Source organism: Plastoroseomonas hellenica, assembly GCF_018129085.1.
In the GTDB taxonomy this organism is placed as follows: domain Bacteria; phylum Pseudomonadota; class Alphaproteobacteria; order Acetobacterales; family Acetobacteraceae; genus Plastoroseomonas; species Plastoroseomonas hellenica.
Genome location: NZ_JAAGBB010000035.1, coordinates 1 through 16,122, shown reverse-complemented (window position 1 = coordinate 16,122; position 16,122 = coordinate 1). Strand labels below are relative to the sequence as shown.

Genomic DNA, 16,122 nt, shown 5'->3' with positions numbered 1-16,122 from the left:
CAGCCATTTCCAAACGGGCTCTCATCCCTCCACGCAGGCGGCGAGGGTGACGACCACCTGCGCGCGGTCCGACCAGAAGCTCCCATCGGAGAGCTCCGCCACGGCCAGCAGCGTCTGCGAGGTGGCGAGGCGGATATGGGTCGCCAGGATCGCGCGTCCGGAGCGCGGCCCGAGCCGCACCGTGATGACGTGCGGCTGCGGGTTGCGCTCATTGAAGACGGCGATGGCGCGGACGTGGTCCGCCTCCGTCATCGGGCTGTCCACGATGACCGAGAGCGGCACTGTGTTGCCGTTTTCCACCAGGGGCGAGATGTCCATCGCCACGCGGCCCGCCTGCACCACCGCGCCACCGGTGAAGCTGCGCAGCGCCTCCGCCATCGCCTCGGGCGAGGCCCAGGCGGCGGGCGGGCGGAGCAGCAGCGCGGGCGCTGCCAGGACGAGGCGGCGGGTCGCGTTCATCGGGAATCCCCATCACGCAGGGTGAGCAGGTAGGCCAGCACGTCCTCGATCTCCTGCGCGCTCAGCACCGTGCGCCCGCGGAAGGCGCTACCGACGCGGTTGAGCCCCTCGGTCCGATAGTAGGAAGGCATGATGCTGTCCGGGTTCAAGCGGCGGCTGTCGACGAGGCGCAGCCGGAGCTGTGCTTCGGACCAGCGGCTGCCGGCGCCCGACAGGTCGGGGGCCAGGTTTCCCTGGAAGCGCTCCTCCGGGAAGGGCCCGGTATGGCACAGCAGACACAGGCCGCGCTGCCGGTCCGCAACGATGGCGCGTCCCCTTGCGGCGTCACCGGGCGTCCCGGTCAGCGGCGCCGGCAGGGCGTCTTCCTGGGCCAAGACGGGACCGGCCAGCAGCAGGAGCGCGGCGAAAAGCCTAGCCGAAGGCATCGGCGGTGATCGTCTCGAACCAGTCCTCGGCATAACCGGCCTCGACCTCGCGCACGGAAGCGGGCGCATCGAGCGGGCTGGTGCCGCCGGCGCCGGGGATATCCGCCAGCACGCCCTCGGCCGGGCGGTACACGCCGGCGACCGAAATGCCGTAGCCGGGTGCAACGAGGCTGTAGCAGGTGTTCAGCAGCCGCGGTTCCGGCACGGGCGCCCCGCGGAGCAGCGCCGTGATGGCATCGGCGCAGACGCGCGCCTGCGCATTGGCGGCGAAGGCGGATTTCGGCATGGCGCCGGCGATGGCCGCGTCGCCGATCACGTGCACGCCAGGCAGCAGCCGGGATTCGAAGCTGCCGGGATCGATCGGGCACCAGCCGCTGCGGTCGGCAGCACCCGCGATGCGCGCGATCTCGCCGGCCCGCTGCGGTGGGATGACGTTGACGACGGCGCCGGCGTGATTGCCGAACTCCGTCACCACCGCGCGCGCGGCCAGGTCGACGCCCGTCACGCGCCCGCCCGCCGAGAGCGGCACGTATTCCAGCAAGCCCGGATAGAGCGAAGCCCAGGCCGCCTCGAAGAGCCGCTGTTTGGAGAACACGTCCTTGGCATCCAGCACCAGCAGCTTCGAGCGCGGCTTCCGGGTCTTCAGGAAATGAGCGATGAGGCTGGCGCGCTCATAGGGGCCGGGCGGGCAGCGATAGGGATTGGCGGGGATGGCCATGACGACCGTGCCGCCATCCTCCATCGCATCGAGCTGGGAGCGCAGCAGCTCCGTCTGCGCGCCGGCCTGCCAGGCGTGGGGCAACACCGACGCGGCGGCCTCGTCATAGCCGGGCAGCGCGTCGAAGCGCAGCGTGATGCCGGGCGCGAGGACCAGGCGGTCATAGGCGAGCACGCTGCCATCGGTGAGCGTGACCCGGCGCGCCGCGGCGTCGACACCGGTTGCAGCCTGATGCACCACGGCGATGCCCTGCGCGCGCAGGGCGTCGTAGCCGAAGCGCTGGCGCTGCAGCGGTCGCAGCCCCGCGATGACGGCGTTGCTGAAGGGACAGGCGGTATAGGTCGCATTGGGCTCGACGAGCGTGACGGCCAGCCCGTTCCGCCGCAGCGCCCGCGCACAGCTCGCGCCGCCAAAGCCGCCGCCGATCACCACGACCGCGGGCGCCGCCTGCGCCAGCGCGGGTGTCGCGAGCAGCCCCGCCAGCGCCCTGCGCGTGACCTTCATCGCACCACCCAGGCCGCGATCGTGCGGCTCTCGGCTTCGGTGAAGCCGCGGGCGAGGCGGTCCATCACGGTGGATGGGCGCGTCCCTTCCCGGAAGGCACGCAACAGGGTCGCGACCTCGGCCGGGTCGCGGCCGCGCAGCGAGGGTATCGCCGCATCCGCGCGCGTCGGCGAATGGCAGCCGAAGCAACCGGAGGCGCCTGGCGGCGCCTCCTCCGCATGGGCCGGCACCGCCAGCAACAACAGCAGCGCCAGGCGCGGCGCCATCGCCGTCACGTCCGGCGGAGGCTCGTGTTCTTCAGCGGCAGATCGCGCACGCGCTTGCCCGTCGCCGCGAAGATCGCGTTAAGCACGGCGGGCGCCGCGACCGCGATGGTCGGCTCGCCCACGCCGCCCCAGAAGCCGCCGGTGGGGGCAACGATGGTCTCCACCTTCGGCATCTCGTCCATGCGCAGCACCTGATAGCTGTCGAAGTTGGTCTGCTCGATGCGGCCGTCCTTCACCGTGCATTCGCCGTAGAGCGCGGCTGACAGCCCGTAGACGAAGGAGCCTTCGACCTGGGCCGCGATCTGCTGCGGGTTCACGGCGTAGCCGGGGTCGGTGGCCGCGACGATGCGGTGGATCTTCAGCGCGCCGGCATCGCTGACCGAGACCTCGGCGCAGGCCGCGACATAGCTGCCGAAGCCGTGCGTCTGCGCCAGCCCGCGGAACACCGGCTGACCATTCACCGGCGCGGCCGGCGTGCCCCAGCCGGCGCGCTCGGCCACCGCGTTGAGCACGGCCAGGTGCTTCGGGTGGTTTCGCATCAGCGCGCGCCGGAACTCCAGCGGATCCTTGCCGGCGGCATGGGCCAGCTCGTCCATGAAGCACTCCAGGTAGATCGCGTTCTGGTTCAGGTTCACCCCGCGCCAGAAGCCGGGCGGCACATGCGGGTTGCGCATGGCGTGGTCGATCAGCAGGTTCGGAATGCCATAGCCGATATCCGCCTCGTTGCTGGCGGCGTTCAGCCCCTGGAACACCACGGGATCACGCCCGTCGCGGATGTTCTGCGGGAAGATGCCGGCGACGATGGACTGGCCGGCGATGCGCATCTGCAGCCCCGTCAGATTGCCTTGCGCATCCAGCCCGGCGGTCAGCTTGCACATGGTGACCGGATGGAACCGGCCCTGCAGCATGTCCTCCTCGCGCGACCAGATGAGCTTGACCGGCGTGCCGGGCATCTGTTTCGCGATGTCCACCACCTGGCGCACCCAGTCATGCACCGCGCCGCGTCGGCCGAAGCCGCCGCCGAGATGGATCTTGTGCACCTCGCAGCGCGCCGGCGGCAGGCCTGCGGCCTCGGCGGCGGCGGCATGCGCGGCCTCGCCGTTCTGGGTCGGCGTCCAGACCTCGCAGCGCTCCGGCGTCCAGACGGCGGTGGCGTTCATCACCTCCATGCAGGCGTGGTTCTGGTGCGGGTAGGAATAGACCGCCTCGACCTTTCGCGCGGCCCCCGCGATCGCGGCCGCGGCATCGCCGGCACGGTTGCCCACGGCCGCCTGCGGGGCGTCGAGTGCCGTCTTCATCACCTCGGCGAACCCCGCGGAAGAGGCCCGGGCATGATCGCCTTCGTCCCAGGTGATGGTCACGGCGTCGAGCGCGGTCTTGGCGCGCCACCAGGTGTCGGCCACCACGGCGACGGCGTAGTCACCGACCCGCAGCACGCGCCGCACGCCGGGCATGCGCTCGGCGGCGGCGGAATCGACGCTGCGCACCTTACCACCGAAGACCGGGCAGGCATGGATAGCCGCGTTCAGCATCCCGGGCAGCGTCAGGTCCATCCCGTAGACCTGGCTGCCGTTCAGCTTGGCCGCGGTGTCGAGCCGCGGCACGGGCTTGCCGGCGAGCTTCCAATCGGCCGGGTCCTTCAGCGGCACCTCCGTCGGTACCGGCAGCCGTCCGGCCGCTTCGGCGACGCTGCCGAAGGTGGCGGTGCGGCCGCTCGGCCCATGGGTGATGACGCTGGCCGCCGCGCGGCACTCGCCAGCCGGGACGGACCAGGCATTGGCTGCGGCCTGCACGAGCATCATGCGCGCCGCGGCGCCGCCCTTGCGCACATACTCATGGCTCTCGCGGATGCCGCGGCTGCCACCGGTGGACATGCTCCCCCAGACCCGGCCGCGCGCCAGGTTCTGCCCGGGGGTCGGGTACTCGGTGGTCACCTTCGCCCAGTCGCATTCCAGCTCCTCGGCGACGAGCTGGGCGAGGCCGGTCAGCGTGCCTTGGCCCATCTCGGACCGGGCGATGCGAATGACGACGCTGTCGTCGGGCTTCACCACGACCCAGGCATTCACTTCGGGTGCCGTCGGCGCGGCCGCGGTCTGGGCAATGGCCTCGTTCGGCAGCGGGATGCGGAAGCCGAGGGTCAGGCCGCCGAGGGCAGCGCCGGCCAGGATGCCGCGGCGCGTGGGCGTGCGGATGGCGTTCATCGGATGTCCCCCCTCAACCGGCCGTGCCGGTGCCAGCGGCGCGCTGGATGCCGGCGATCACCCGGTTATAGGTGCCGCAGCGACAGATGTTCGTGACCTCCTCGCGGATCTGCGCCTCGGTCGGCCGGGGCGTCGCGGCCAGCAGGGCGGCGGCGGCCATGATCATGCCGGATTGGCAGAAGCCGCATTGCGGCACGTCCAGCGCCAGCCAGGCCTGCTGGATCGGATGGCTGCTGTCAGGCGACAGGCCCTCGATGGTGACGATCTTCTGGGTGTCGTCGAACGCCGAGACGGGCGTGGCGCAGGCGCGTGTGGCGGTGCCATCGACATGCACGGTGCAGGCGCCGCACTGCGCGATGCCGCAGCCATATTTGGTGCCGGTCAGGCCGAGCTGCTCGCGCAGCACCCAGAGGAGAGGCGTGTCGTCCTCGACCGCGACCTCGATGACGCGTCCATTGACGTTGAGCTTCGCCATCCTGTCTCTCCTGTCCCGAAGGGGCGCGCTTGCCGCGCGGGTGCTCGGTCGATGCCGAAGCATTCTGCGCAAGACTTATCAGGGCGCGATGCCCTCAAACAATCAAATCCAGCCCGGTGAATGTGGACGACTGCGCGTACCGCAGTCATTTCGCTGTTTGTGATTAATAGTAACGCCGCGCCCTCAGTATCCCCGCCAGACCGAATCCTCCGGCGGCGACCGTGCCGCCGGCTACAGCAGCGCCGCCACCTTGCGCGACAGGGCCGCCGGCCTGGTGATCGGCGCGAAACGGCTGCGCGCGGTGCCGGCGCGGTCCACCAGGAACTTCGTGAAGTTCCATTTGATGGCACTGCCGAACAGCCCACCCTTCTGCTGCTTGAGCCAGGCAAAGAGCGGATGGGCATTGCTGCCGTTCACCTCGATCTTGGCGAAGATCGGGAAGGTCACGCCGAAGCGGCGATCGCAGAAATCCGCGATCTCCTGGTCCGACCCTGGCTCCTGATGGCCGAACTGGTCGCAGGGGAAGGCCAGTACTGCGAAGCCGCGCGGCCCGAATTCCTCATGGAGTGCCTGGAGACCCCGGTATTGCGGGGTGAAGCCGCATTGCGAGGCGGTATTGACGATCAGCAGCGCCTTGCCGCGATAGGCGGCGAGGCTGTGCTGTTCACCGGAGGCAAGCTTCGCCGTGAAGTCATAGACCACCATGGGGTTGCCCCTTGCACTTCTGCGGGCTGTCCAGCGGTTGACATGCCGACACAGAGCAAGATCAGCGATGACAGGCGCCGACAAAATCTTAACCCATTGCGCCGGGAAAGCCGCCATGATCGGCCGTATCGCTTCCCCCGGCGAAAGTTCCCCCCATGCGCGAGTTCCTCATCAAGCTTTCGGTCTGCGCGGCGCTGATCTCCGGCGTCGTGGCGCTGAGTTCGGCGCTTGCTTCGAATGCTGCGGATATCCGGGCGTTCCAGATCGCCTCCTTCGACTGAGGCTGACCGGTCGGCTCAGACCACCCCACTCTCCCGCAGGGCCGCGATCCCCGCGGCATCCAGCCCGAGCAATCCGGTGAGCACCGCCTCGTTGTCCGCACCGATCTGCGGGCCCGTCGAACGCGGCGGCGGCGACCGCCCGTCGATGCGCGGCACCACGCCGGGGTGCAGCATGGTGCCGTGCAGGGGATCCTCCACCTCCCGCACCATGCCGCGGGCGCGGAACTGAGGATCGGCCGCGCAATCCGCGATGGTGAAGGCACGGGTGGCGGGGACGCCGGCGTCCTCCAGCAGTCCCTCCAGCACGGAGCCGTCGATCCCGGCGGCCCAGGCGCCGATCATGGCATCGAGTGCTGCGACATGCCGCACCCGCGCCTGGTTGTCCGCGAAGCGCGGCTCCTCCGCGAGGCTTGGCTGCCCCATCAGCGCCGCGAGCCGCCGGAAGAGCGGATCGGAATTGGCGGCGATCAGCACCCAGATCCCGTCCCGCGCGCGATAGGCGTTGGTGGGCGCGGCCGTCGGGATGCCGCCGCCGGTCGGCTGACGGATGCTGCCGAGCGTGCCGAATTCGGGCAGCGCCCCTTCCAGCAGGCTGAAGACGCTTTCGGTCAGCGCGACATCGACCTCCGCCGCGCTTCCGCCGCCGCGCCGTTCCCGCCGCCAGAGCGCGGCGACGACGCCAAGCGCCGCATAGATGCCGGCGACCGAATCGCCCAGGCTGACGCCGACCCTGACCGGCGGCAGGTCGGTGCTGCCTGGGGGATGGTTGGTCAGGTGCCGAAGCCCGCCGATCGCTTCCCCGATCACTCCGAAGGCCGGCTTGTCGCGACCCGGGCCGTCCTGGCCATAGCCGGAGATGCGGGCGATCACGAGGTCGGGCCGCGCGGCCAGCAGCGCATCCCGCGTCAGCCCCAGCCGATCGAGCTGCCCGGGGCGGAAATTCTCGACCAGGGCGTCGCAATGGCTGATCAGGCCGAGCACGATCTCCCGCGCCTCCGGCTTTTTCAGGTCGAGCGTGATGCAGCGCTTGTTCCGCGCATGGACGGACCACCAAGGCGCATGGCCCTGGTGCCGCGCCCCCCATTGCCGCACCGGGTCGCCCTGCGGTGGCTCGACCTTGATGACCTCGGCCCCGAGATCGCCGAGCAGTCGCGTCGCGAAGGGCGCGGCGACGAAATGGCCGAGCTCCAGCACGCGCAGCCCGGCAAGCGGACCGGCCTCCCCGGTGGCGTCAGGCGAGGGCGTGGCATCGGGCATTGGGCTACTCCGGCTGGATCCGCGCCTCACGCACGACGCGGGTCCATTCGTCGAGCTCGCGGTTGACGCGGGCCTGGATCTCGGCCGGCGGCATGATGCGGATGATGGCGCCCTGCTCCTCGGCGCGGCGGCGGAACTCGGGCGTATCCACCACCGCGTTGCAGCCTTCCGTCAGGCGGCGCAGCACCGGCTCCGGCGTCGCGGCCGGGGCGAAGACGGCGAACCAGCCGATCACCTCAAGCCCCGGCAGGCCGGATTCGGCGAGGGTCGGGACATCGGGCAGCGCCGGGTGCCGCGTCGGCGCGGTGATCGCCAGCGCCTTCAGCCTGCCCTCGCGCACGAAGGGCATCAGCGGCGGCGGCGTGGTCATCATCATCTGCACGCGGCCCGCGACCAGGTCCTGGGTGGCCGGGCCGGTGCCGCGATAGGGCACATGGGTCATGTCCGTGCCGGTGCGCAGCTTCAGCAGCTCGGTGCCGAGGTGCTGGAGCGAGCCGGTGCCGGAGGAGGCGTAGTTCATCACCCCCGGATTGGCCTTGGTATAGGCGACCAGCTCCTGGACATTCGCGGCCGGCACCGAAGGGTGGAGGAAGATCACCTGCGGCGCGTCCAGCAGCAGGGAGACCGGCGCGAAGTCGCGGCGCACGTCGTAGCCGATATTCGGCACGATGGCGGGCGAGCCGACATGATAGCCGGAGTATTGCACCAGCAGCCGCATGCCGTCGGGCCGCGCCCGCGCCACGTCCTGGGTGCCGAGTGCACCATTGGCGCCGGCCTTGTTCTCCACCACGACCGGCTGGCCGAGCTGGCGCGACAGCGGCTCGGCCAGCAGCCGCGCCGCGAAATCCGTGGTGCCGGCGGGCGCGGTCGGCACCACCAGTGTGATGACGTTCGACTGCGCCCGGGCGCCGCCGACTGCCCCGAGCATCCCGGCCGCGACGGCCCCGCGCAGCAACCCGCGCCGCTGCAGCAGACCCGTCTCCCTGCCCCGAATCTCCGACCGCATCATATCCCTCCCATGGCGCGCGCGATTGGCGCGGAAGATGAGGGTTCCACGTCGCCGCGCGAAGCCGCATTTGGCGAGGCGAGGCATCGCGACCGGAGATGGCCACGCGGCGGTGCCTGCCCTTCCGCCCCGGTCCAGGCGTGCGATGATGGTTCGCGGATCGACCACGGCAAGCGCCGGCTGCGATCCGGAAGGGGGGCGAATGGCGGTGTGGCGGCTGGATCTGGTCTCGCTCGATCTGTTCCTGAGCGTGGCGGATGAGGGCAGCATCGCCGCGGCGGCCGAACGCAAGAACATTGCCGCCTCCGCGGTCAGTCGCAGGCTGCAGGAACTCGAGTTGCAGATGGACACGCCGCTGGTGCTCCGCCACGCCCGCGGGGTGAAGCTGACGCCGGCCGGCGAAGCCCTGCACCGGCACGCGGCCAGCGTCTTCGAGCTGCTCTCCCGCATCCGGGACGAGATGGGGGAACATGCACGCGGCGCGCGCGGCCATATCCGGATCGCGACCAACAGCTCGGCCCTCGTCGCCTCCCTGCCGGAGGAGCTGGCACGCTATGCTGAGCGATTCCCGGGCATTCGGCTGGAGATCCAGGAACTGGTCAGCCCGGAGATCGAGCGCCAGGTCCGGGACGGGGTCGCCGATCTCGGCCTGCTCGGCGCCGGCGCGCCCTGCGAAGGGCTCGAGACCCTGCCCTATCGCCGCGACCGACTGCTCGCGGTGGTGCCTGCCGGCCATCCGCTGGCGGCGTGCGACGACATAGGCTTCGGGGAGATGCTGGAATTCCCACAGGTCGGGATGGCGGCGGGCAGTTCGATCCAGCAGATCCTGGTCGAAGCGGCCCGGCGGCTGGGCCGGGAGCTGGATCTGCGGGTCACGGCGAGCAGCTTCGATGCGGTGCGCCGCATGATCCAGGCAGGGCTCGGCATTGCGGTCCTGCCGGAGGCCTGTGTCGAACCCTATGAACGGGTCATGGGCCTGGTCGGCGTGAAGCTGCGCGATGCCTGGTCGGAACGGGCACTCAAGATCTGCGTGCGCGACCTGCGCACGCTTTCCGCCCCGACGCGGCTCTTCATCGAGATGATCGCGGCGGAGCACTGATCGGCCTGGATGCGGTGATGGCACCGCGAGGCCACGCCGGCACGATCAACCACAGCGAGCACATATCTTGGTGATCACCATCTTCGGTTAGGCGCCGTTAACGATTTCCTGATACAGAATCGTATCGGAATTCGGGCTTGCGAGGACACAGCGACCTTGGTTGACCGATGCCCTCAACGAGATTCAGGTCTATTTTAAAGTACTTCGGCTCCACTCGACAATAATCCCTGAGAGCTTCAGGAATATGTTGCCCCTCGTCAGCAATGATGCGGTATCCTTTTCTCGGCCTCTGACTGCATTTTCTGTTTTTCTTTTATGTTTTCATTTATTGTTGACCATTGGTAGGCTCATCTCGACGCTTCCAGGGGACCAAACATGCGCGCGCTGATTGTCGAGAAGGACCCGCTGAGCGTCATTGGTGCAATCCGGGCCCTGCAGCACGCGACCATCACCGTCGACACCGTGAAGAGTGGCGAGGACGCGGTCGATATGGCCCGGCACTACGACTACGATGCCGTCGTCATCGGACCATCGCTGTCGGACATGGATGGGCTGGAAGCCGTCCGCCGTTTCCGCGCCCGCGGCCTCAACATCCCCATCATCGCGACGACCAGGAACGATGATCTCGCGGCCCGCGTCCAGGCGCTGGACCTCGGCGCGGATGACTGCATCACCCGCACGACCGACAAGACGGAGATCGTGGCCCGTATCCGCGCGGTCATCCGGCGCTCAAAGGGCTATGCCAGATCCACCCTCGTCTCCGGCAACCTGTCCTTGGACATCCAGAGCAAGGAAGTCCATGTGAACGGCAGCTACGTCAATCTGACGGGCAAGGAATCGCTCATTCTGGAGCTCCTCATGCTCAGGAAAGGGGTCATCCAGAGCAAGGGCGCCATCCTGACCCACCTCTACAACGGCATCGACGAGCCGGAGATGAAGATCATCGACGTCTTCGTCTGCAAGCTGCGCCGCAAGCTGGCCGAAGCCGGCGCCGCCAGCCTCATCGCGACCGTCTGGGGCCGCGGCTATGTCCTGCGCGATCATGCGGACCAGCAGGCACCCGACGACGCGAAGCCGGCCGTCCAATATGGCGCGCGGACCGGCCGACAGAACGCCTTCGCCGCTGCCTGATCGGACCCCGCTCCGGAGCTAGCCGCCGCGGCGGCGCGGCGCCCGCTCGGACGCCGGAGCAACCGTGCCCTGCGGCCGCCCGGCATCGAAGCCCAGGAAACCCACTTCGGGGCGCGGCGTGCCGCCATCGCCGGCGAAGAGCCGGGCACTGGCAGGCGCCACCTCGCGCGGTGCCGGTGCCTCGCGCGCCGCCCGCTCCGCCGTCGCGCGCGCGGCCTGTTGCGCACGCTCCCGCGCCTGGCGCTCACGCGGGCTCTCGCGTGCCTCGGGCGGGGGCGGCGCCGGGCTGCGTGCGGTGCCACGGGCCGAGAGCAGGTAGAACAGGATCTCGTTCCGCCCCTGGTCCACCGCCGCATCCACCGGCGTCAGCCCCAGCACGTTCCGCGCATCGAGGTCGGCGCCGCGCGAGACGGCATCGCGCGCCGCCGGCAGGTCGCCGCGGGTGATGGCATCGAACAGCGCCGCATTGGGCGACAGCACGCGGCTGGGATCGGCGGGAATCGGCTCCGGTGCGCGCCGGGCCGCGAGACCGGGCAGCGCCGGTGGCGGGCTGTTGGCGGCTGGGCGCTGCGGCTGCTGTCCACCGCTCCGGGGGGCGGCGGGGCCACCGGCCGGTGCATTGCCGAGGCCCTGAGCAAAGACCGGCAGGGCGGCCAGCAGCAGCGGGACGGCGAGGATCGGAAGGATGCGCATGGCCGGAAGTCTTAGAACAGATCCCTGGCGAGTGAAATCACTTCGCCTCAGTCCCAAGCAGGCTCTCACCCGCAACTGCCGCGCGCCGTGAAGCCCTGGGCCCGCCCGTTGCGCAGCGACCAGGTTACGTCGCAGAAGGCCAAACCATAGGCCGACCCGGCATAGCCACCGCGCCAGCGGCCGTAGGGCCCATAGAAGGGAAAGGGATCGGGCGCCGGGTAGAGCACCGTCCGCCGTTCCTCGAACTGCAGGAAGCGCTGGCCGTCCGCCTCGTGGGTCCGCACCGGCACGCCGAGCGCCTGCACGAGATCGGCTTCGCTATGCCCGACCAGCGTCGCCATCCGCTCGGAGAAGCTCGGCCCCGTGGCACAGGCCCCGAGCGCCAGCAGCGGCAACAGCAGCACGGACCGCATGGGAACCTCCTCGACCCGCATTGATGGGCAGGGTGGCGGCGCCTCTGAGTCGCCCATGCGCGACTGTCAGCGCCCTTCCCTTCGCCATGCGATAATGGCGACGCCGAGCACCAGCGGCAAGGCGAGCCAGGGCGGCAGCAGCGGCAAGGCAGCGATGCCGGTAACGGTGTGATCGGCATTGCGCCGGAGCCCGATCCAGCCTGCGCCGCTGGCGTCCCGCCCGGCCGCGACACGGCGGATTTCGGGCAGCGCCGGTTCCGGCCCATCCCCCATCCAGCGGATGCTGCCGCCGGTCGCCTGCGCGATCGGGCGCAGCCGGGCATCGTCGGCGCGCAGATCGGCGATCTCCAGCGGATTGGCGGCAACGGCGGCGGCGAAGGCGGTGCGACGGCCATCGCTCGCCTGCCAGACGCCGGGCTGGGTCGCCGGCAGGGTCAAGGTGGCGCGGCCGCCCTCGACCGCCTCCGGCCGCGACCGGGTCACCGTGCCGTCCGGCGCGGTCACCGCGATCTCCGGCGGCGGCCCGGCTTCCAGGCTGCGGCGGGTGACCGTCAGGCGCCCCGCCTCGATCCGGGCGGCCAGATCCTCCTCCTCCAGCTCCGGCTCGCGCATCAGCCAATGCGCCATGCGGCGCAGCAGCTCCTGCTGCGGACCGCCGCCATCATGGCCGCGCGACCAGAGCCAGATGTGATCGGACAGCATCAGCGCGACGCGCCCTTCGCCCACCCGATCGAGCACCAGCAAGGGCGCGCCTCCCGGTGCTTCCATCACCGTGCTGCCGGCCCGCTGATCGGCACGCAGGAAGCGGTACCAGCGGCCCCAGGCCGGCTCCGCCTCCGGCGCCGTGGTGGTCAGCCCCTCGGTCACCGGGTGTCTGGCGCCGAGCGCGCTGATGCGCGGGCGGAAAGCGCCTTCCGCCACCGCCTGCGCGCCGGAAGGCCGCGCCGGAAGGACCGGCCCCAGCGGCGTCAGAGCGAGGCTCGCGGGACCGCTGAACTCCGGCCCGACCGACATCAGCAGCGCACCGCCGCCGCGGACGTAATCGGCGATGTTGCGCAGATAGGCCGGCGGCAGGATGCCGCGATTGGCGAAGCGATCGAAGACGATGAGGTCGAATTCGCGCAGCTTCACCTGGAACAGCTCGCGCACCGGGAAGGCGATCAGCGCCAGCTCGTTCAGCGGCGTCAGGTCGTCGCGCTCCGGCGGGCGCAGGATGGTGAAGTGGACCAGGTCGACATTCGGGTCCGCCTTCAGGAGCCGCCGCCAAGTGCGCTCCCCGGCATGCGGCTCACCGCTGATCAGCAGCACGCGCAGCCGGTCGCGCACGCCGGTGATGGTCACCACCTGGCGGTTGTTGAGCGTGCTCACCTCGCCCGGCCGCGGCTCGGCCGCGATCTCGACCACGGTCGGGCCGCCGCGCTCGATCGGCACTGTGATCCGATGCTCGCGCCCCAGCGCCACGCTCTCCTGCCGCGGCGGCTGGCCGTCGCGCCGGATGGTCAGCATCGCGGCGCCGCCTGGTTCGCGCGCGCCGAGATCCTCCGCGATCACACGCAGGTCGACGCTGCGGCCGACGATGCCGAAGCCCGGCGCCTCGACCACGCGCAGCCGGCGATCGGTCTCGCCAGGACGCCCAGCGAGCAGCGCGTGGAACGGCGCGTCCATCGGCGGCGCCGCCGGCACGTCATGCGCCTGCCCGTCGGTCAGCGCGACCACCCCCGCGAGCCGCGCGCGGGGAATATCGGCCAGCGCCTGCTCGATCGCGGCGAAGAGCCGGGTGCCCTGGTTGCCGGCCTCCGGCACCTCGACGGTGCGGAGCTCCATCTCCGGCAACCGGCGGATCCGGGTCTCGAGCGCCGTGCGCGCCGCCTCCATGCGAGTGTCGCGGCCGTTGATGACGGCGCTGTCGGAACGGTCGACCGCGAGCAGCGCGATGTCCGGCCGCGTCTCCCGCGTCTCCTCCACCAGGCGCGGATTGGCCAGCGCCAGCAGCAGCAGCACGAAGGCGGCGGCGCGCCAGAGCAGGCCGCGCGCCCGGCGCAGCAAGCCCGGCAGCAGGGCCAGCAACGCCAGCACCGCCAGCGCCAGCAGCAGCCAGAGCGGCAGGATCGGCGCGAAGTCGATGCCGGCGATCGCCTGCCTCATAGGCGCCGTCCCCGCAGCGCGCGATGCAATTCACACGCGCATGACAGTCCCGGTCGGAAGACGGTTTGATGCATCAATTGCCGAGCCTTTCCAGGATCGCCGGCACATGCACCTGGTCGCCCTTGTAGTTCCCGGTCAGCGCATAGATCACGAGGTTCATGCCGAAGCGGTAGGCCAGGATGCGCTGCCGCGCGCCGCCCGGGATCACCGCATGCGGGTTGCCGCCGCGTTCATCCACCGCCCAGGCCGCCGCCCAGTCATGCCCGCCGATGATGACGGGCGAGACGCTGTCATTGGCGCGATCGACATCGCGCGCCACCCAGACCTGGCCACCCGCGAAGCGCCCCGGCAGGTCCTGCAGCAGATAGAAGGCGCGCTTCAGCACGTGGTCGTCGGGCACCGGCGCGATCGGTGGGACGGAGAGGTCGCGGGTGATCCGGCGCAGCGCGGCGCGGGCGCCCGGCGCATAGCCTTCGCCGCTGCCCTCGTCACGCGTGTCGAACAGGATGATGCCGCCATTGCGCATGAAGCCGTTGAGCGCCGCGACCGCCTGCGCATCGGGGGCCGGCGCGTCGGGCAGCACCGCCCAGTAGATCAGCGGGAAGAAGGCGAGGTCGTCCTGGCCGGGCGCCACCGCGATCGGATCCGCGAGGGCCGCGGCGCTGCGGCGGTTCACGAAATCGGAGAGCCCGACCAGGCCCGCGCGCACCGTCTCGTCCACCGCCGGATCGCCGGTGCGCACATAGGCAAGACGCGTCGCCAGCGCCGGGCTGCCTTCCCCCTGCTGGGCGAGGGCCGGCAAGGTCAGGAACAGCAGCCCGACTGCCGCCGCCGCCGCACCGCCCCGCCGCCAGCCAAGCAAGCCCCGCAGCCCCAGCGAGACCAGGAGGTCGATCGCCAGCAGCAGCAGCGCCGCGGCGAGCAGCCAGGGGCCGAGGTCGCGCTCGGCCGCCAGGACACCGATGCCGACCACCGCCGCGCCGCGGGGAGCCGCGGCCGCCGGTACCGGCGGCGCGACCCCCGCCGAGAGGTTGAGCGCGCGGCGATAGGCCGCATCCTGCCCCACCTGTCCCGGTGCGCCGTACCAGCCGGGCGGCTGACGCGGCGAGGGTCGTGTCGCTTCGATGCGGCTGGCCGCGACCGCCGCCGCGGCCGGCGGTGCCGGGCCGAGATGCCCGAAGCCGTCCAGCGCCTCCAGCGGCGCCAGCATCGCATCCCCCTCCGCGCCGGTGACGCCGGCCGAGAGCGCGACCAGCCGCCGCAGCATGTCGACGAAGAGGCCGGAGAGCGGCAGGTTCGACCATTCGGCCTGGGCGGTGACGTGGAACAGCACGAGGCGCCCGGCGCCCCGGTTCTCGAAGGTGACGAGCGGCGTGCCGTCGGCCAGCCGTGCCCAGGAATGCTGCGAGAGCTGCGCCGAAGGCTCGGCCAGCACCTGACGCTCCACCGTCACTTCAGGCGGCACGGCCAAGCCGATGAAGGGCGAGCCCTCCGGGAAAGGGGCGAGCGGCTGCGCGCGTTCCCAGGTCAGCGCGCCGCCGAGCTGCCGTTCGCCCACGCGCAGCGGCACCGGCAGCAGCGGATCCGGGCGCTCGGCCATGCGCGGCCCGGCGAAGCGGATCAGCGTGCCCCCCTCCTGCACCCAGCGCGCCACCGCCTCGAGCTCGCGCGGATCCGAGAGGTCGCGGTCGGCCAGCACCAGCACCGCGAGCCGCCGTGCCAGGAGTTGATCGAGCGGGCCGCGCCGGATCTCGGCGTAGGGGGAAAGCGCCCGGTCGAGGTAGTAGAGATCGCCGATCAGCGGCACATCCGCATTGGTGTCGGTGCCCGCCAGCAGCCCGACCGGCCGGCGGCGGAACCGCTCGTCGAGCAGCACCACGCCGCCGGCGCCGGCCTCCGGCTCCAGGTCGAGGCGGGTGATCTGGTTGCGGATCTCGATCGGCAGTTCCAGCACCGCCTCGCCCTCCCGCGCACCGGGGGCGAAGGCGACCGAGGCGCTGGCGAGCGTCCGGCCATCACCGGTGCGGGCCAGCACGGTCGCGGTGGTGGCGCCCGGCAGCGGCAGTTGCGCGACCCGCAGCGCCAGGCGATCCGCTTCGGCGCGCGGCGGCAGCAGCAGCCGGGTGGGCGCCGCCTCGGCGCGCGCCATGGTCAATGCCCCGCCCTCGGCCAGCGCGGCGGCGAAGGGGGCGAAATCGTCGGCGGCCGGCGCCGACGCGTGCGCGACGCCATCGCTGACGTAATGGGCGGCGAAGGGGCCGGGATTGCGGGCGCGGAACTCGGCCAGCGCCGCCAGCGCGGCGGCGCGGTCCGGCGCCCAGGGCTTCGGCCGCAGCGCCGCGAG

At 71.2% G+C, this 16,122-nt stretch carries 16 protein-coding genes; 3 read left to right on the top strand and 13 right to left on the bottom strand.

Going from position 1 to position 16,122, the window contains the following annotated elements; all coding sequences use genetic code 11:
• Nucleotides 1–21 precede the first annotated feature (21 nt).
• The 7 genes from GXW71_RS24010 to GXW71_RS23980 all read right to left on the bottom strand — a co-directional run bounded on the left by GXW71_RS24010 (nt 22) and on the right by GXW71_RS23980 (nt 5,753).
• Entirely contained in the window at nt 22–459 is a 438-nt protein-coding gene (locus GXW71_RS24010; protein ID WP_211855227.1) for a SoxY-related AACIE arm protein, read from the bottom strand.
• On the bottom strand, nt 456–884 hold the full coding sequence (gene soxX / locus GXW71_RS24005) for a sulfur oxidation c-type cytochrome SoxX (protein ID WP_246526844.1): 429 nt from the start codon (nt 882–884) through the stop codon (nt 456–458). The genes GXW71_RS24010 and soxX overlap by 4 nt, the downstream gene beginning before the upstream one ends.
• Nucleotides 871–2,106 carry an NAD(P)/FAD-dependent oxidoreductase gene (locus tag GXW71_RS24000; RefSeq protein WP_211855225.1) on the bottom strand — a complete coding sequence of 412 codons (1,236 nt, stop codon included), beginning with the start codon at nt 2,104–2,106 and terminating at the stop codon, nt 871–873. Before GXW71_RS24000 ends, soxX begins: the two co-directional genes overlap by 14 nt.
• A complete protein-coding gene (locus GXW71_RS23995; protein ID WP_211855224.1) occupies nt 2,103–2,372 on the bottom strand; it encodes a c-type cytochrome in 270 nt (89 codons plus the stop codon). The genes GXW71_RS24000 and GXW71_RS23995 overlap by 4 nt, the downstream gene beginning before the upstream one ends.
• A gap of 5 nt (nt 2,373–2,377) precedes the next feature.
• Nucleotides 2,378–4,573, bottom strand: a complete 2,196-nt coding sequence (locus tag GXW71_RS23990; RefSeq protein ID WP_211855223.1) for a xanthine dehydrogenase family protein molybdopterin-binding subunit — start codon at nt 4,571–4,573, stop codon at nt 2,378–2,380.
• Between the two features lie 13 nt (nt 4,574–4,586).
• The gene (locus GXW71_RS23985) at nt 4,587–5,048 is read right to left on the bottom strand and encodes a (2Fe-2S)-binding protein (protein ID WP_211855222.1); all 462 of its coding nucleotides are present in this window, start codon (nt 5,046–5,048) and stop codon (nt 4,587–4,589) included.
• Between the two features lie 231 nt (nt 5,049–5,279).
• On the bottom strand, nt 5,280–5,753 hold the full coding sequence (locus GXW71_RS23980; RefSeq protein WP_211855221.1) for a glutathione peroxidase: 474 nt from the start codon (nt 5,751–5,753) through the stop codon (nt 5,280–5,282).
• A 155-nt stretch (nt 5,754–5,908) separates the two neighbouring features.
• Here GXW71_RS23980 and GXW71_RS35260 point away from each other — a divergent pair, with 155 nt between their 5' ends.
• Nucleotides 5,909–6,034, top strand: coding sequence for a hypothetical protein (locus GXW71_RS35260; protein WP_281417409.1), 126 nt, complete (start codon nt 5,909–5,911; stop codon nt 6,032–6,034).
• 15 nt (nt 6,035–6,049) lie between these two features.
• Here the strand turns inward: GXW71_RS35260 and GXW71_RS23975 are convergent, their stop codons facing one another.
• Nucleotides 6,050–7,291, bottom strand: coding sequence for a CaiB/BaiF CoA transferase family protein (locus GXW71_RS23975; RefSeq protein WP_211855220.1), 1,242 nt, complete (start codon nt 7,289–7,291; stop codon nt 6,050–6,052).
• 4 nt (nt 7,292–7,295) lie between these two features.
• Entirely contained in the window at nt 7,296–8,297 is a 1,002-nt protein-coding gene (locus GXW71_RS23970) for a Bug family tripartite tricarboxylate transporter substrate binding protein (RefSeq protein ID WP_246526843.1), read from the bottom strand.
• Between the two features lie 202 nt (nt 8,298–8,499).
• Between GXW71_RS23970 and GXW71_RS23965 the strand changes: the two genes are divergently transcribed.
• Together GXW71_RS23965 and GXW71_RS23960 are read left to right on the top strand one after the other, a co-directional pair.
• The gene (locus GXW71_RS23965) at nt 8,500–9,396 is read left to right on the top strand and encodes a LysR family transcriptional regulator (protein WP_211855218.1); all 897 of its coding nucleotides are present in this window, start codon (nt 8,500–8,502) and stop codon (nt 9,394–9,396) included.
• A 375-nt stretch (nt 9,397–9,771) separates the two neighbouring features.
• Nucleotides 9,772–10,527: a response regulator transcription factor gene (locus GXW71_RS23960; protein ID WP_211855217.1), complete on the top strand. Its 756-nt coding sequence runs from the start codon at nt 9,772–9,774 to the stop codon at nt 10,525–10,527.
• An 18-nt stretch (nt 10,528–10,545) separates the two neighbouring features.
• Here GXW71_RS23960 and GXW71_RS23955 read toward each other — a convergent pair whose 3' ends face one another.
• From GXW71_RS23955 to GXW71_RS23940, 4 genes are all read right to left on the bottom strand, one after another.
• Nucleotides 10,546–11,220 (bottom strand): ankyrin repeat domain-containing protein, encoded by a 675-nt coding sequence (locus tag GXW71_RS23955; RefSeq protein ID WP_211855216.1) that lies wholly within the window; start codon nt 11,218–11,220, stop codon nt 10,546–10,548.
• Nucleotides 11,221–11,285: 65 nt separating this feature from the next.
• Nucleotides 11,286–11,633 carry a hypothetical protein gene (locus tag GXW71_RS23950; protein ID WP_211855215.1) on the bottom strand — a complete coding sequence of 116 codons (348 nt, stop codon included), beginning with the start codon at nt 11,631–11,633 and terminating at the stop codon, nt 11,286–11,288.
• Between the two features lie 66 nt (nt 11,634–11,699).
• Nucleotides 11,700–13,778, bottom strand: a complete 2,079-nt coding sequence (locus tag GXW71_RS23945) for a hypothetical protein (protein ID WP_211855214.1) — start codon at nt 13,776–13,778, stop codon at nt 11,700–11,702.
• Nucleotides 13,779–13,851: 73 nt separating this feature from the next.
• Nucleotides 13,852–16,122 (bottom strand): DUF4159 domain-containing protein (locus GXW71_RS23940; protein ID WP_211855213.1); only part of this gene is annotated, 2,271 nt, incomplete at its 5' end.

Bases quoted from the DNA above. Each gene is read 5' to 3' on its own strand.
- GXW71_RS23945 (WP_211855214.1), bottom strand. From the start codon at position 13,778: ATGAGGCAGGCGATCGCCGGCATCGACTTCGCGCCGATCCTGCCGCTC.
- GXW71_RS35260 (WP_281417409.1), top strand. From the start codon at position 5,909: ATGCGCGAGTTCCTCATCAAGCTTTCGGTCTGCGCGGCGCTGATCTCC.
- GXW71_RS23985 (WP_211855222.1), bottom strand. From the start codon at position 5,048: ATGGCGAAGCTCAACGTCAATGGACGCGTCATCGAGGTCGCGGTCGAG.
- soxX (WP_246526844.1), bottom strand. From the start codon at position 884: ATGCCTTCGGCTAGGCTTTTCGCCGCGCTCCTGCTGCTGGCCGGTCCC.
- GXW71_RS23970 (WP_246526843.1), bottom strand. From the start codon at position 8,297: ATGCGGTCGGAGATTCGGGGCAGGGAGACGGGTCTGCTGCAGCGGCGC.
- GXW71_RS23980 (WP_211855221.1), bottom strand. From the start codon at position 5,753: ATGGTGGTCTATGACTTCACGGCGAAGCTTGCCTCCGGTGAACAGCAC.
- GXW71_RS23960 (WP_211855217.1), top strand. From the start codon at position 9,772: ATGCGCGCGCTGATTGTCGAGAAGGACCCGCTGAGCGTCATTGGTGCA.
- GXW71_RS23990 (WP_211855223.1), bottom strand. From the start codon at position 4,573: ATGAACGCCATCCGCACGCCCACGCGCCGCGGCATCCTGGCCGGCGCT.
- GXW71_RS23955 (WP_211855216.1), bottom strand. From the start codon at position 11,220: ATGCGCATCCTTCCGATCCTCGCCGTCCCGCTGCTGCTGGCCGCCCTG.
- GXW71_RS23950 (WP_211855215.1), bottom strand. From the start codon at position 11,633: ATGCGGTCCGTGCTGCTGTTGCCGCTGCTGGCGCTCGGGGCCTGTGCC.
- GXW71_RS23995 (WP_211855224.1), bottom strand. From the start codon at position 2,372: ATGGCGCCGCGCCTGGCGCTGCTGTTGTTGCTGGCGGTGCCGGCCCAT.
- GXW71_RS23965 (WP_211855218.1), top strand. From the start codon at position 8,500: ATGGCGGTGTGGCGGCTGGATCTGGTCTCGCTCGATCTGTTCCTGAGC.
- GXW71_RS23975 (WP_211855220.1), bottom strand. From the start codon at position 7,291: ATGCCCGATGCCACGCCCTCGCCTGACGCCACCGGGGAGGCCGGTCCG.
- GXW71_RS24010 (WP_211855227.1), bottom strand. From the start codon at position 459: ATGAACGCGACCCGCCGCCTCGTCCTGGCAGCGCCCGCGCTGCTGCTC.
- GXW71_RS24000 (WP_211855225.1), bottom strand. From the start codon at position 2,106: ATGAAGGTCACGCGCAGGGCGCTGGCGGGGCTGCTCGCGACACCCGCG.